This is a genomic window from Carnobacteriaceae bacterium zg-84 (genome assembly GCA_013874835.1).
Classification (GTDB): domain Bacteria; phylum Bacillota; class Bacilli; order Lactobacillales; family Aerococcaceae; genus WM01.
In genome coordinates this window covers 1,714,830-1,730,146 of the sequence record CP059430.1, presented here as the reverse complement: position 1 = coordinate 1,730,146, position 15,317 = coordinate 1,714,830, and the positions used below count along the sequence as shown (strand labels likewise).

Here is a 15,317-nt window from a genome sequence, read left to right as displayed (position 1 = left end):
TGTATTGTATGTTATCACGTTACACACGTCCAGAAATGGCAAAAGTATGGTCAGAGGAAAATCGTTATCAAACATGGTTAGAAGTAGAAATTTTAGCTGATGAAGCTTGGGCAGAATTAGGTGAAATTCCAAGAGAAGATGTTGAAAAAATTAGAAAAAATGCAACATTTTCTATTGAACGTATTTTAGAAATTGAGGAAGAAACAAGACATGATGTGGTGGCATTCACACGTGCTGTATCAGAATCTTTAGGTGATGAAAAAAAATGGGTGCATTATGGATTAACGAGTACAGATGTTGTGGATACAGCTTATGGCTATCAGCTAAAACAAGTTAATGATATTTTAAGAAAAGATTTAGAGAACTTTTTGAATGTATTAAAAGAAAAAGCAATTACCTATAAAGATACGGTATGTATGGGACGTACGCATGGTGTACATGCAGAACCAACAACATTTGGATTGAAAATGGCACGTTGGTATTCTGAAATGAAGCGGAATATCGAACGTTTTGAACATGCAGCCAAAGGTGTAGAAGCAGGAAAAATTAGTGGTGCTGTAGGGACTTTTGCAAATATTCCAACAGAAGTAGAAGCGTACGTTTGTCAAAAATTAGGCATTCGTCCTCAAGAAGTGTCAACACAAGTTTTACCACGAGATTTACATGCAGATTATTTATCAGCAATAGCTTTAATCGCAACAAGTATTGAAAATTTTGCTGTTGAAATTCGTGGATTGCAAAAATCTGAAACAAGGGAAGTTGAAGAATATTTTGCTAAAGGTCAAAAAGGATCTTCGGCTATGCCTCATAAACGTAATCCCATTGGTTCAGAAAATATGTGTGGTATTGCTCGTGTTATTCGTGGGCATATGGTAACAGCTTATGAAAATGTTGCTTTGTGGCATGAACGTGATATTTCACATTCCTCAGCAGAACGTATTATATTACCAGATAGTACATCACTGTTAAATTATATGTTAAATCGTTTTGCAAATATTGTAAAAAATTTAACGGTATTTCCTGAAAATATGAAACGTAATATGGATGCAACATTTGGTCTTATTTATTCACAACGTGTTTTACTGAAACTGATTGATAAAGGGATGAGTCGTGAACAAGCATATGATTTGGTTCAGCCTTGTACAGCAAAAGCATGGGATAATCAAACAGCTTTTAGACCGATTTTAGAAGCTCAGTCAGAAATTATGGCTGTCTTAACGAAAGAAGATTTAGACGATGCTTTCGACTATCATTACCATTTAAAACAAGTAGATACTATTTTTAAACGAGTAGGATTACTCGATTAGTATCTTTTGTTACATTTATATTACAAAGTGAAAACAATTTCGTAAAAAGGCATGTATTCAGTATATATTGTGTTAAAATGTATAACGTAACAATATATGTATGATTTTGTCATACTCACGAAGCGAGGAATAGACTTGAATAAGAAATTATTGACAGTATTGGCTGTTGCATCATTAACTGTAACATCAGTTGTAACACCTTATATGGCTTATGCCGAAGATGTAAATAGTCAAATTGAGAAAGCAAAAAATCAAGTTGAGAATTTAACAAATAAGTTAAGTGAAGCTGAAAAAGAATTGGCAAATGTGTCGGCACAAATTACTGAAGCAGAAGAAAAATCTGCTCAATTACAAGAAGCAATGACACAAACGCAAAAAACGTTAACAACATTAACAGAAGATATTAAAACTTTAGAAGAAATTATTGCTAAACGCACGGTTAAATTACAAACACAAGCACGTGCAGAGCAAACAGAAAATACATTAGAAAACTATCTAGGGGTTATTTTAAGTTCTCGTTCTATTGTAGATGCTATCGAGCGTTTCAATGCTATTTCTGCATTAGTAACATCTGGAGCGGAAATGCGTGAACAACAAGTACGTGATAAAGAAAGTGTTGAAAATAAAAAAGTAGAAGTTGAGAAAAAATTAGTAGAACAATCTCAAAATGCAAAAGAGTTAAGTGACTTACAAAATGAATTATCTGTAAAAAAAGCAGAACGTGAAGTATACGTTTCTTCGATTGCCATTGAAAAAGCAAGTGCTGAGAAAGATAAAAAAGATTTAGAAGCAAAACGTGACGAAGCAATTCGTCAAGCAGAAGCAGCTAAAAAAGCAGAAGCAGAACGTATTGCGAAATTAAAAGCAGCACAAGAACAACAAGCAAAAGAGCAACAAACACGTAATGCTTTGGCAGCACAACAAGTGGGGCAAGGTATTGCGACAGCGACATCATCTCAACAATCGATTACATCACAAGCAGATGTATCCATTGGTGCAACATCAAGTGCTAAAGGTCAAGCTATTGCAGCAGCAGCCTTGGCACAATTAGGTGTGATGCAAGATTGTACAAGATTAGCAACGAATGCATTAAGAGCAGCAGGTATCAATTATCATGGTTGGCCAATTGGTTATATGTCATTGGGAACAGTTGTTTCAGCAGCTGAAGCTCAACCAGGAGATTTGATTTATTACGCAAATGGTGGTATGGGCTTAGCACATATTGCTGTTTATATTGGAAATGGTAAGGCTGTTCATGGTGGATGGAATGGAAATACAACAGTTGTAAATACAGCTTATGTTGGTTCAGGTCCAGTTTTCATTCGTGTAAAATAGTTGAAAAAGACCACTAAAGATTTCTTTAGTGGTTCTTTTTATTTTCTGTGTCAAATCGTGTGGGTGGAGAGATTTAGATAATGAAAGGCATTTATTAGTTATTTAGTACTTTTTTATTTTTTAAATAGTATGTTAGGAAATCTACGGAATGATTTTGATAAAAGCATGTATGATTATTTTCTACTATATCTAATATGTGTGCTAGTTTATTTGAAAAATATGGTTATGCTCATAAAATGATGATAATGGCTATATTTCTATTTGTACTATTGAAAATGCATCGTATAATGACAGATATTTCTTTTATAGTGGTGAGCGAGTGAGTATTTTTTAATTGTATAAAATGTATATTTTTTACGTATTGAAACAAATAAAAACGCTTATTAAAAAAGGATTATTTATATTTTTTATTTTTTAATGTAATATAACAAAAAGTTAGCGTAAAAGACATAATAAATGGGATTGTTTCTTCTGAAACATAAGATTTTTAATCGTAGAGAGCTTAAAATAATAGAACATTAAGAAAAAATAATTTTCTTATAAAAAATTATAAAAATTTTATTTTTTTTAAAGACAAATAAAAAATAATGTGCTATAATTTATCAAGTCAAAGGATTACGTCCTTTGATTGGGTATAAAATGATTGTTCCCCCTTTTTCAATCATTTTATGCTTATGTGTCATAGTTTGATAAAAGTCATTTATCATTGCATAGAATTCTCCCCTTTTGTTCTATTGCTGAATGATAATGAATTTTTTCTAACTATACTTGTTTGTTCTAAATCTTATCCCCTTTTGATTTAGACCCCTATTATAACCGTAAGAGTAGTTAGTTTCTAACTGCTCTTATTTTTTATAGCGATATGAAAAGAGCCGACCGCGTGGTCGGCTCTTTGAGTTTATCATAAATCATGTTGATAGAGGGAATTTACTAATGCGATTTGATGAAGAGCTTATTTTTGTTGTCCGGCATGAAAGCCACTTAAATAACCTGTGACAAAAGCAGATGTAATATTGTATCCACCGGTGTAACCGTAAATATCAAGTACTTCTCCACAAAAGTATAGGCCTTCTTTTAATTTAGACATCATTGTTTTAGGATTGATTTCTTTTGTGTTTACACCTCCGCCAGTGACAAAACTTTTTTCAAGGGGTAAAGAGCCATTAACCGTAAAAGTGAAATGTTTTAGTAGATGACAAATATGTTTTATGTCTTGATGAGATAATGTTTGTAATGGCGTTTCAGGTATAAGATTGGCTTGATTTAAGTAAAAAAGAGCCAAACGTTCAGGAATGTATTGTTTTAAAATGGTTTTGATTTCTTTTTTACTTTGTTCTTTTTGGTGTTTCATAAAGTCCTGTTCAAGCTGCCCGATAGATATATCTGGTAGACAATCTAAGTGCATGTGTATGTCATTTTTCTTTTGTTTTTTTTGTTCTTTGTATACAAAGCTGGAACATCTTAGTACAGCAGGACCCGAAATACCAAAGTGCGTAAAAATCATATCCATTTGATGAGAAATAATTGGTTTTTGTTTTTGGTTTAGTACACTCAATGAAATATTTCTTAAAGATAAACCTTGTAATGTTTTTTGTTGAATAAAATGCTCACTTGATGTGAGAGGGACTTCAGTTGGGAATAAAGGAACAATCGTATGTCCTGCTTGTTCTGCCCATTTAAAGCCGTCGCCTGTTGAACCTGTTTTTGGGATAGATTTCCCCCCAGTAGCAATAATAACGCTTTTAGCATGAATAGTTGTTCCGTCTTCCAGATGAACGCCACATACTTTATTTTCGTCAAATAAGAGATTAGAAACAGTATTTTTTGTTTGTACATGTATGCCATGTTGTTTAATCAAAGAAATAAAAGTATCTAAAATAGTTCTTGCTTTATCAGTTGTTGGAAACATTCTACCGTGATCTTCTTCTTTTAAGGTCACGCCATTTTCCTTAAAAAATTTAATAATGTCATAATTATCAAATTGAGAAAAAGCACTATATAAAAAACGTCCGTTTCCTGGGATATGTGCTACAATTTCTTCAGCAGGGCGATTGTTTGTAATGTTACAACGTCCTCCACCTGTTAATAAAAGTTTCTGTCCTAAAGAAGCATTTTTTTCTAGGAGTAAAACTTTGGCACCCGTCTTTGCAGCAGAAACACAAGCCATTAATCCGCTTGAACCACCACCAATGACAATTACATCGTACATTATTCATTTCCTTTCTTCTGTCTATTCTTACATACTATCATACCAAAAGAATAAAAAATGTGATATAGTAAATCTACGTGAAGAAGGAAGAGGGCTAAAAAATGAAAGTCAGTCAGATGTTTGTAGATATACCGGTCATTGAATATATTGGGAATGTAAGTCTATTAGAAACGGCGATAGAGGATTTAAGTTATAATACGAAAACAGTTAAAGAAAAGACAATATTTTTTGCATTAAAAGGTAGAACGAGTGATGGTACGACATTTATACCCCAAGCGTACAAAAAAGGATGTCGGGTATTTGTTGGACAAACACGTGTACAAGTGCCTGAAGATGCACTACTGATTCTTGTTGAAGATAGTCGATATATATTAAGTAAAGTATCCTCTTTGTTTTTTGAAGAACCGTCTAAGAAAATGACAGTAGTAGGCATTACGGGAACAAAAGGAAAAACAACGATAACAACATTACTTTATAAAATTTTGAAGGATGTAGGCTTAAAGACTGGAGTTATCGGAACGAACGGTATTTATTATGGAGATACATATTTACAAACGGCCAATACAACACCAGAAAGTTATGAATTACATAAAGTGATGCATCAAATGCTCCAACAAGGGATTACAACCTGTTTTATGGAAGTGTCTTCCCAAGGGTTGATGATGAGCCGTGTCGAGCATATTGATTTTGATATAGCTATTTTTACCAATATGGCCTATGACCATATTGGAGATTTAGAGCATCCGACTTTTGAAAACTATTTGCACTGGAAAACACATTTGTTTGATTTAACAAAAATAGCAATTGTCAATCATGATGATAGGTATGTTAATCACTTTATCAAACAAAACCAAAAAGTGTATACGTATGGATTGGATAACAAGAGTGATTATCAAGCGACAGAATTACAGTATTTATTTGATAAACGTCAAGTGGGCATGTCTTTTGCTTATCACAAACAACATGTAACGAAATCTGTTTTACTACCTGTGCCAGGAAAATTTAATGTGTATAATGCTTTAGTTGTTTTAGCTGTTGCAGATATTTTGAATCAAGATGAACAAAAGGTTATTTCTTTATTGAACCAAACAACAGTAGCAGGACGTATGGAACTCATTCCAAATCATAAGCAAGTATTAGCTGTATTGGATTATGCCCATAATGGATTTAGTTTAGAAAATGTTATTTTGACATTAAACCATTATAACTATGAACGATTGATTATTTTATTTGGTTCTGTTGGAGATCGTTCACAAATTAGACGAAAAGAATTAGGGGATGTTGTGTCTAAATATGCAGATATTGCGATTATTACATCGGATAATCCAGGACATGAAAATCCTCAACATATTATTGATGATATTAAACAATCCTTTACAGACACAAATTGTATTGTGTATGAAGAAATTGATAGACAAAAAGCTATTGAACTTGCGGCTTCATTAAGCAAAAAAGGAGATATTGTCGTCTTTGCTGGAAAAGGACATGAAACATATCAGTTAATAGGCAGTGAAAAAGTACCATTTGATGAAAAGCAATTTATTATAAATTCATTTGAAAAAGAGGGAACAATATCTATTTAGAAAAATAGTGAATGACAATAGTCATTCGCTATTTTTATGTGTAAACTCAATGTATTATCCCCTCCTATTTATTGAGTTTTTGTAAGTGTATTGGTATACTTATTATAGAATGGTCTTAGTGTATCTAAAAAGGCATATAGACGAAATATAAGGAGATTAACGATGAAAAAAATTTTAGTAGTAGATGATGAAAAATCAATTGCAGAAATTGTGAAATTTAATTTAGTAAAAGAAGGTTATGATGTTTATGTAGCTTTTGACGGAGAAGAAGCGATTGAAATGGTAAAAAAAATATCTCCTGACTTGATGCTACTAGACTTAATGTTACCAAAAATTGATGGTTTAGAAGTTTGTCGTACGGTACGTCAAACGCATGATATGCCAATTATTATGGTAACAGCTAAAGATTCAGAGATTGATAAAGTATTGGGATTAGAATTAGGTGCAGATGATTATGTGACAAAACCTTTTTCAAATCGCGAACTTGTAGCGAGAGTAAAAGCGAATTTAAGAAGAAAAGCAACTAAAGCTGTTGTGGAAGAAACATCTCCTGCTAATGAAATTGTATTGGGAGATTTAATCATTCATGAAGATGCATATATCGTATCTAAACGTGGAGAGGAAATTGAATTAACACATCGAGAGTTTGAGTTATTACACTACTTAGCAAAACACTTAAATCAAGTCATGACTCGAGAAGATTTATTACAAACCGTTTGGGGATATGACTATTTTGGAGATGTGCGTACAGTCGATGTGACCGTTCGTCGTTTGCGTGAAAAAATTGAGGATGTTCCAAGTCATCCAACTTGGTTAATGACACGTCGTGGTGTTGGCTATTTTGTGAAAAGTAGTGAACAAGAATAGGATAGAGATATGTTTAGAAAATTTTTATTAAATTTAAATTTTCGTTCCATCCATTTTAAAGTACCAGCTATTTTTGGATTGTTATTTTTAGTATCGTTTCAATTAGTAGGTGTCTTTTTTACACGACAATTAGAAACACAGTTAATTCAAAACTTTGAAACGCAAGTAACAGGACAGACGAATTTCTTAGCCAATAGCGCTACTGCTGTTTTGCAAGAAATAAACAAAGAAAAACGTATTGAAAAAAGTTCCGAATTATTTCAAGCAACACAAGGGCAAAATATTTTAAATATTCAAATTGTTGATAAACATAATGAAGTGGTTGATGTAGCCAGTCAAGTGAATCGTGATGTTGTCGGGAAATTGACCGAAGAACCTGATGTGAAAGAAGTACTACTAACAGGTGCCTCTAAAAAATATCAATATTCATCTTCTGAAGGGAATCAAACCATTTTACGTGTTATTATGCCTGTGATGTCACAAGATAGAACGTTAATGGGTGTTGTCGTTGTAGACGCTAATATTTCTAGTGTGTATGTGCAACTACAAGAGATTTCATCTTTATTTTTAAACGTTATGGTCATTGCATTATTTGCGACAGTGGCTATTGCTTTTGTCATTTCTAGCAGAGGAATTGCAAAACCCGTATCAGAAATTAAAAATAAAACTGAAAAAATTGCTGAGGGAGAATACGACTCTGGCGATGTTACAGTATATGGAAACGATGAATTAGGGACATTGGCAAATTCAATAAATAACCTAGCTATTCGGATTAAAGAGGCAAATGCGTCTATCGAAGCGGAGCGTCAACGTTTAGATAGTGTGTTAAAACACATGAGTGATGGTGTGGTTGCCACAGATAGACGTGGGAATGTTGTGATTATCAACGAAGCAGCTTTACGTCTATTAGATACTAATGAAGAAGATGTTATTAATGCGTCTATTATGGATGTATTTGGTATTCGTCAAAAATATACATATAGACAATTATTACAAACGCAAGATGAATTGATTTTGTCGTCTGTTAGTGAGGGAGAAGAAACGATTATTCGTGGTGAATTTTCTGTTATTCAAAGGGAATCGGGTTTTATTAGTGGATTGGTATGTGTGCTGTCAGATATTACAGAACAAGAAAAAATTGATCGTGAGCGTAAAGAGTTTGTGTCGAATGTATCACATGAATTAAGAACACCACTAACAAGTATTCGTAGTTATACAGAAGCGTTAATTGATGGGACGTGGAAAGATGATGTACTGGCACCAAACTTTTTAGAAGTTATTCAGTTTGAAGCAAATCGTATGATTCGTATGGTTGCAGATTTATTAAACTTGTCAAAAATGGATGCAGGTATTCAAAAACTAGAGCTTGAAATGATTGATGTAACAAAATTGTTAAATCGTATTTTAGATAGATTTGATATGCTCTTATCAACAGAAGACTATGCACATAAATCTCATAAAATTGTACGAGAAGTAAAAAACCATACGTTATGGGTTGAGGCAGATCAAGATAAGTTAACACAAGTTATCGACAATATTATGGACAATGCGATTAAATATTCTCCAGACGGAGGAACTATTACATGCCGTTTAGTAGAAACAGATGACAATATTGTTGTGAGTGTCACAGACCAAGGTTTAGGTATTTCACGTAAAGCATTGCCGCATATTTTTAAACGTTTTTATCGCGTTGATAAAGCTCGTTCAAGAGCACAAGGCGGAACGGGACTAGGGTTGGCTATTTCTAAAGAAGTAATTACACTTCATGGTGGGAATGTGTGGGTAACCAGTCAAGAAAATAAAGGGTCAACATTTTTTATTTCATTACCAAAAGTAACGTTCTATGGCGATGAGGAGGAATGGTGATGAAAGTTTCACGATTTTATACAGTCATTTTAGCTGTTTTAGTGGCGATAAGTTTAGTGTGTACATACTGGGTTATGTTTAAACCAAAACAAGATAAGGTGGATACCACAACGATTGTAACAGTCGCAAAAAATGATAAACAAATTGGTGCGTTCTTCAAACCTAATCAAATGCTTATGTATCACAATGACACATTACAACTGACGTATGAAGAAGAGAGTATAGATGCTTTTGTAAATTTGTTAGATCATCAAAAGATGACTTTTTCAAGTGATAGAGTATTATCTTCGGCAGATTATTTAGCATTTTTATCTCAAAAAAGTGCACAATATATTTTTCCTGCACCAATGACTTTTCAAATTGCAAAATATTTATGTAATATAGATAGTGGCGATAAAATAGAAGAAACATTTACACGATTTGTGTTTGTTTTTTCAGATAGCAATACACTTTATGCAGTGAATGATAAAACAAAGCATGTGTATAGTTTTTCACTTGAAAAACCAATGAATTATGATACTTTTTACAGTCTTGAACAAAAGTATCGACCAAGTTTTTTTGATGTGGAAGCTGTACAAGGAAAAGATACGTACTATTATGTGTTATCGCATAATGAAATTTTCAAACAACGTATGTATTTATTAGAACAAATCAACCCAACACAGTATATAAAAACTTTATTTGGTTCAACAATTAATTTAAAAAATGAATCAACATCCACGGCGTATAGATACGTGAATAATCAATTTGATTTAACGATAGGTAAAGATACAGGATTGGTCTTGTCTACTCAGTATCGAACCTTTTCAACGCCACAATATTTACAAACCATTGCGACACAACTAGATTATTTTGAAAAATGGCCAAAAAGAGTATTGTTTGCAGGGCAAAATGGTGAAACATTGCATTTTAGAAGATATGTCGCTAAATTACCCATTATGGATACGGTAGAGAATTTTTCTACAACACGGTTAAAAGTAAGACAAGACGGTATTATTACAACCATGTCATCGTCGTATATTTTACAAACAGAATTATCCATGAAACGAAAAGATATTGCGATGATGTCGTTTCAAGATATGCAAGAAGCATTTGAACAACAAGATAAAAGTATGGCAGATATTGATGGTGTAGGTATTTTTTACACGATACAACCAAGTAAGACAAAAGTCATTACGCTTGTACCGGAATGGTATGTTTTTGTGAATGACACAGCCAAACGACTTGTCGATTACTTGGCAGAGTGAGGTGGATATATGAATTTTAAGCAAGTACAATTCATTTTTATTATCACATTTTTATTATTAGATATATTTCTTTTGAAATTGTTTCTTGATAAAACAGTCTTTTATCGAACAGATGCCGTGGCATTCAATGTTCTGTCCGAATTAAAAAGTAAAAACGTTAAATTGGATAAACATATAGCGGATATGCTCGAGCAAGAATACACCGAAAAAAGAGTACCTTACATTAGTAGTTTAAGACAAGGTGAAGACCTATCGGTTGTCGAGCAAACTATTAAACAACAAACGGTAACGTATGATATTGAAAAAAGAAAAGTGAATGTCGTCTTTCATACACCTATTTCACTAACTTTAGAAAATGGACAATTAACTAAGCAAGACCAAGAACAAGTGAATAATATATTGCATAATGAATTGTTGGTTTACAATGGCGATAAATATAAACCTTTATATTATTCCGCTGTTCGACAAGAAATTGTGTGTGTACAATTTATTGATGACATGCCTATTGTAGATGATAATGCTAGAGTTGTGTTTGTGTTGAATGGCAATCATATAACAGGGTATACACAAACGTATACAGGTCAATTTACAGTAGAAGATGAAAGTCGTATTTTATTTAGTGAAAAAGATGCTCTAACAAGTTTATATGCGAGTGCGTTATTGCCTGAAGGAAGTGTTATTGAATTGATGACATTAGTTTATCAACGAAACACACCTGTTGAGGATATGTTTATTTATACACCTGTGTGGTTTTTAGATGTGAAACTATCTGATGGGACACGTAGTGTTTTGCGTGTTGATGCGCTCACAAATGTGCCATTAACAAATAATATAGAAAGTAACAAATGAAAGAGGTCATATAGTGGACGATTTTACAATGAAAATCAGTATGTTAGCAAGTGGTAGTTCAGGGAATGTGACCTATATTGAAACACCAAAAAAGAAAATCTTAGTAGATGCAGGCTTAAGTGGAAAAAAAATCGAACAACTATTACAACGTATCAATCGCAATATTGCAGATGTTGATTGTATTTTTGTGACTCATGAACATAAAGATCATATTCACGGTGTAGGTGTTCTAGCTAGAAAATATGGTATGGATATTTATGCCAATGAAAAAACATGGACAGAATTAGATAGATTGGTTGGTAAGATTGACGTGTCGCAAAAACATATTTTTAAAATGGGGACACGCATGACATTGGGAGATGTCGATATTATCAGTTATGGTGTATCTCACGATGCGATTGCTCCTCAGTTTTATGCTTTTGAAAAAGACCACAAAAATTTTGTCATGCTAACCGACACAGGATATGTTAGCCAATATTTAAGAGATGCTTTAACGAATGCCACAGCGTATTTAATGGAGAGCAACCACGATGTTGATTTATTACGAGCAGGAAGTTATCCATGGTCAACAAAACAACGTATTTTAAGTGATAAAGGGCATTTATCCAATGAAGACGGGGCGTTGGCTGTTTCAGATATGTTGGGGTACCATACAAAACAGATTTATTTAGGGCATTTGAGTAAAGAAAATAATATAAAAACATTGGCAAATGAAACTTTTTCTCATGTGTTAAAAGAAAAAGGACATGCTGTCAATCACGATTTTGTCATTCGTGATACAGATCCAGACGAACCAACGACATTGTTTACCTTGTAAAAGTTATCATTTTGTTACCTATTTGTTATGTTTTCTATTGTTTTATATAGTGACAAAATGTTATACTAATTAGGATATGTGAGAATTTTATATTATATAGATAGAATTATTGTTGGAGGAACTGATATGGGTATTGTGATATTATTTTTGGTGCTAATCGTGATTGTACTAGGAAGTTATGGAGTAGCACTTTTTATGAAAGGCAAACAAGTTCAAGCTGTTTCAGCATTAGATGAACAAAAAGTTGCTATTTTCGATATCCCAATAGATGACATCATTATTAAATTAAAAAATATGCATTTAAGTGGGCAAACAAAACGCTTGTCTGAAAGTTGGCAAGCACGTTGGGATGAACAAGTAAAAGAAGTATTGCCAAATATTGAAACAAGATTATCTGATGCAGAACAATATGCCGATCAATTAAGATTTTTCAAATCTCGTCGAGCGATTGATGAAGCCAGAGAAATGATTGATGAAGCAGAAAAAAATGTGTTTCAGATTGATGAAGCTTTACAACGTTTAGTGGACAGTGAAAAAGAAAATCACGAAGAAATTGAAGCGGTTAGCGAACACTATAAAACATTGCGTAATAATGCGCTAAAAGATAGTGTGAAATTTAAAGAAGCTTTTGAAACCATTGATGAGCGCTTGTCCAATATTGAAGCATCTTTCCAACAATTTGATACTCTAATGGAAGAAGCGGACTATATCGAGGCACGTGATGTATTAAAGCAAGCAGAAAAACAAACCATTGCTTTAGAAGAAATTCTACCAATGATACCTGCCTTCTACAATTTAGTAGACGTAGATTTTAAAGAACAACTTGATGATATTAAGCAAGGTCATGCACGCTTAGTAGAACAACAATTTAAATTTAAAGATATTGATTTAAACAAAGCGATTGAAACATTAGAGAATCTGATAGATTCAGCAAGAGAAGATGTGACAGCTTTAAATATCGGTATTGCAAAAGAGAAAAAACAAGATATTGAAAAAGAAATTGAACGTTTATACAATGTAATGGAACAGGAAATTGACGCAAAAGAGTACATTCAAAAAGCGTCTGTACGTTTAAATGCGCACTTAAAACAAATTTCTGAAAGTAATCGTTATGTGACATTGGAAATTGACCGTATTTCACAAAACTATGAATTAACGGATAATGAAGAAGAACGTGTGGCAGAATATAAAGCCCAATTAGACAAAGAGGCAGAGGCTTTAGAACATTATCAATCTTTATTGGAAAATCATGATATTGTCTTTTCAACAGTAAAAGAATATTTTATTGAACTGGCTGAAACATTATCACGAATTGACAATGAACAAGCAACGTTGATGAAAGAATTAGGTGATTTGCGTCAACGTGAACGTTATGTACGTGAACAGTTAGATATGTTTGAAGTCGATTTACGCAATATGAAACGTGCGTTAGAAAAACAATATTTACCAGGATTGTCCAAAACATACTTAGACTTATTCTTCGCTACAACGAAACGTATTGAAACATTATCTGAAAAATTAAATCGCATTAAAATCAATATGAAAGAAATTGATGAACATGTTGCTCTATGTACAGAAGATGTCGAGCAACTTGACGAAGCAACTGAAAATATTATTGACAATGCCGTTTTAACAGAACAACTCATTCAATATGCTAACCGTTATCGTATGGAACATGCCGCAATTGAAAAAGCTATTAACACAGCAATCAATTTATACCAACACCAATACAAATATGCCGAAGCAAAACAAACGGTTGCTAATGCATTAAGTAAAGTGGAAGCAGGTGCTGTCCAACGTGTTGAAAAACTGTACCAAGAAGATAAAAATAGACGTGTTTATTTATAATCAAACGAGTATATGAAACCCCAGAGAGAATCGACAGATTCTCTCTGGGGTTATTTTAAGTTCTTCGTCAAATCGTGTCGTGAAAGATAAAAATCTATTATTATAAAAATGATTCGTTTTAAATAATTTTAAGAAAAATATCTTGACTTTTGTTAAAAAAAGGTGTAAAAGGAAGTTGTCATGACAATAAAGAAAGAATGGATTGGTAATAATGTAAAAAATTAATTCCTTAGTAATAGTTGTATAGTTAGTAAGAGTGTCGTGAAAGTAATAATGCAAAAAAAGACAAAAATATATTTGATTTTAGTTGTGTGAGCAAGCCCTAATAAAATCAGCGATAGTAAATATATTTTTGCAACATTATCAATTCCACGTATAGTGAAATATATTGTGAAAATTGTAAGTGATAGAAGTAATATTGTTTTTTTCATTTGAATCTCCTTAACAAAAAATTGAAAGAAGGAATTAGTATGTCAAAAAAATTTATAGGTAAATTCATTTTGTTAGTTAGTTTGTTTTCTGTTTTATCAATAAGTCCTTTAAAAGTATATGCTGATTATAGCATAAATAATAATATAAGTGAACTTAAGAAAAATGGAATTGAAAATTTAAGTAATGAAAAAATAAATTTGTTATTTGAAGCTGTTGAAAAATTAGACCAAAAACTTATAGATAGTAAAAATATGGATGCTATACAAAAACATTTTTCTAAATATGGTATAGATTTTAATATCAAAAATCAATATAACAAATATTCTTTTGATAATCGCTCTAGAGATTTTTTTGGTGATATTTGGGGTGTTACAAAATGTGTAGGTGCGATTATTGTTATTGTAGGTTCAACTGCTTTAGGTGTTGGGCTATTGATTAAATTAAAAAATTTCATTGCAGCAGCAGGAGGTATTCAAGCAGCAGCTACCGCTATTATGGCAATAGCAAGAACAGGTTTCTCTCAAGAAAATATACAAAGATTTGGAAATAGTTTAATTGCTGCTGGAAGTGCTATTTTAGGGATACAGCAAATTCAAGATAATTGTACTGGTAAATAAGAAATTTGATATATATAAATGAACTGTACTTGATATATTTATTAGAGTTCATTTTGGTATATAATATAACTTATCAAATATATTCAATTATGAGATTTTTAATAAATGTTGTTGGAGGATAAAAATCACCAATATATAAATGACTCTGAGTATTTTGGATTACCTCGTAATGTGTTTTCAATTCTCTTAGTGTTATTTATTACTCTCTACCAATACGATTTAACGCAGAACCATAATAAACCGGAGATAATCGACATTCGATTGTCTCCGGTTTCCCTATAGGTTAACTTTTGGGTCAGCCACTTTTTACAGTATGTATTGTTAATATGTCTATATAGAT

The 15,317-nt window shown here is 32.4% G+C and carries 11 protein-coding genes; 10 read left to right on the top strand and 1 reads right to left on the bottom strand.

Annotated elements, in window-relative coordinates:
- Positions 1-8: 8 nt before the first annotated feature.
- Positions 9-1,307 (top strand): adenylosuccinate lyase, encoded by a 1,299-nt coding sequence (gene purB, locus H1220_08150; GenBank protein ID QMI85645.1) that lies wholly within the window; start codon positions 9-11, stop codon positions 1,305-1,307.
- Between the two features lie 582 nt (positions 1,308-1,889).
- The gene (locus tag H1220_08145) at positions 1,890-2,642 is read left to right on the top strand and encodes a C40 family peptidase (protein ID QMI86696.1); all 753 of its coding nucleotides are present in this window, start codon (positions 1,890-1,892) and stop codon (positions 2,640-2,642) included.
- 952 nt (positions 2,643-3,594) lie between these two features.
- On the opposite strand, the gene H1220_08140 is transcribed toward H1220_08145, so the two are convergent.
- Positions 3,595-4,851 carry an NAD(P)/FAD-dependent oxidoreductase gene (locus H1220_08140; protein QMI85644.1) on the bottom strand — a complete coding sequence of 419 codons (1,257 nt, stop codon included), beginning with the start codon at positions 4,849-4,851 and terminating at the stop codon, positions 3,595-3,597.
- A gap of 101 nt (positions 4,852-4,952) precedes the next feature.
- Here H1220_08140 and H1220_08135 point away from each other — a divergent pair, with 101 nt between their 5' ends.
- From H1220_08135 to H1220_08100, 8 genes are all read left to right on the top strand, one after another.
- Positions 4,953-6,434, top strand: a complete 1,482-nt coding sequence (locus tag H1220_08135) for a UDP-N-acetylmuramoyl-L-alanyl-D-glutamate--2,6-diaminopimelate ligase (protein QMI85643.1) — start codon at positions 4,953-4,955, stop codon at positions 6,432-6,434.
- A 162-nt stretch (positions 6,435-6,596) separates the two neighbouring features.
- Positions 6,597-7,301, top strand: a complete 705-nt coding sequence (locus H1220_08130; GenBank protein QMI85642.1) for a response regulator transcription factor — start codon at positions 6,597-6,599, stop codon at positions 7,299-7,301.
- Positions 7,302-7,310: 9 nt separating this feature from the next.
- Positions 7,311-9,167, top strand: a complete 1,857-nt coding sequence (gene walK, locus H1220_08125) for a cell wall metabolism sensor histidine kinase WalK (GenBank protein ID QMI85641.1) — start codon at positions 7,311-7,313, stop codon at positions 9,165-9,167.
- Positions 9,167-10,414, top strand: a complete 1,248-nt coding sequence (locus H1220_08120; GenBank protein ID QMI85640.1) for a hypothetical protein — start codon at positions 9,167-9,169, stop codon at positions 10,412-10,414. The genes walK and H1220_08120 overlap by 1 nt, the downstream gene beginning before the upstream one ends.
- Positions 10,415-10,423: 9 nt before the next feature.
- Complete coding sequence (locus tag H1220_08115) at positions 10,424-11,263, top strand: two-component system regulatory protein YycI (GenBank protein QMI85639.1); 840 nt, start codon at positions 10,424-10,426, stop codon at positions 11,261-11,263.
- A 28-nt stretch (positions 11,264-11,291) separates the two neighbouring features.
- Complete coding sequence (locus tag H1220_08110) at positions 11,292-12,080, top strand: MBL fold metallo-hydrolase (protein QMI85638.1); 789 nt, start codon at positions 11,292-11,294, stop codon at positions 12,078-12,080.
- A 126-nt stretch (positions 12,081-12,206) separates the two neighbouring features.
- Positions 12,207-13,928 (top strand): selenide, water dikinase, encoded by a 1,722-nt coding sequence (locus tag H1220_08105; GenBank protein QMI85637.1) that lies wholly within the window; start codon positions 12,207-12,209, stop codon positions 13,926-13,928.
- A gap of 470 nt (positions 13,929-14,398) precedes the next feature.
- Positions 14,399-14,977 carry a hypothetical protein gene (locus H1220_08100; GenBank protein QMI85636.1) on the top strand — a complete coding sequence of 193 codons (579 nt, stop codon included), beginning with the start codon at positions 14,399-14,401 and terminating at the stop codon, positions 14,975-14,977.
- Positions 14,978-15,317 lie beyond the last annotated feature (340 nt).

Excerpts from the sequence above, each read along its gene's own strand:
- purB (QMI85645.1), top strand. The coding sequence starts at position 9 with ATGTTATCACGTTACACACGTCCAGAAATGGCAAAAGTATGGTCAGAG.
- H1220_08145 (QMI86696.1), top strand. The coding sequence starts at position 1,890 with ATGCGTGAACAACAAGTACGTGATAAAGAAAGTGTTGAAAATAAAAAA.
- H1220_08140 (QMI85644.1), bottom strand. The coding sequence starts at position 4,851 with ATGTACGATGTAATTGTCATTGGTGGTGGTTCAAGCGGATTAATGGCT.
- H1220_08135 (QMI85643.1), top strand. The coding sequence starts at position 4,953 with ATGAAAGTCAGTCAGATGTTTGTAGATATACCGGTCATTGAATATATT.
- H1220_08130 (QMI85642.1), top strand. The coding sequence starts at position 6,597 with ATGAAAAAAATTTTAGTAGTAGATGATGAAAAATCAATTGCAGAAATT.
- walK (QMI85641.1), top strand. The coding sequence starts at position 7,311 with ATGTTTAGAAAATTTTTATTAAATTTAAATTTTCGTTCCATCCATTTT.
- H1220_08120 (QMI85640.1), top strand. The coding sequence starts at position 9,167 with ATGAAAGTTTCACGATTTTATACAGTCATTTTAGCTGTTTTAGTGGCG.
- H1220_08115 (QMI85639.1), top strand. The coding sequence starts at position 10,424 with ATGAATTTTAAGCAAGTACAATTCATTTTTATTATCACATTTTTATTA.
- H1220_08110 (QMI85638.1), top strand. The coding sequence starts at position 11,292 with ATGAAAATCAGTATGTTAGCAAGTGGTAGTTCAGGGAATGTGACCTAT.
- H1220_08105 (QMI85637.1), top strand. The coding sequence starts at position 12,207 with ATGGGTATTGTGATATTATTTTTGGTGCTAATCGTGATTGTACTAGGA.
- H1220_08100 (QMI85636.1), top strand. The coding sequence starts at position 14,399 with ATGTCAAAAAAATTTATAGGTAAATTCATTTTGTTAGTTAGTTTGTTT.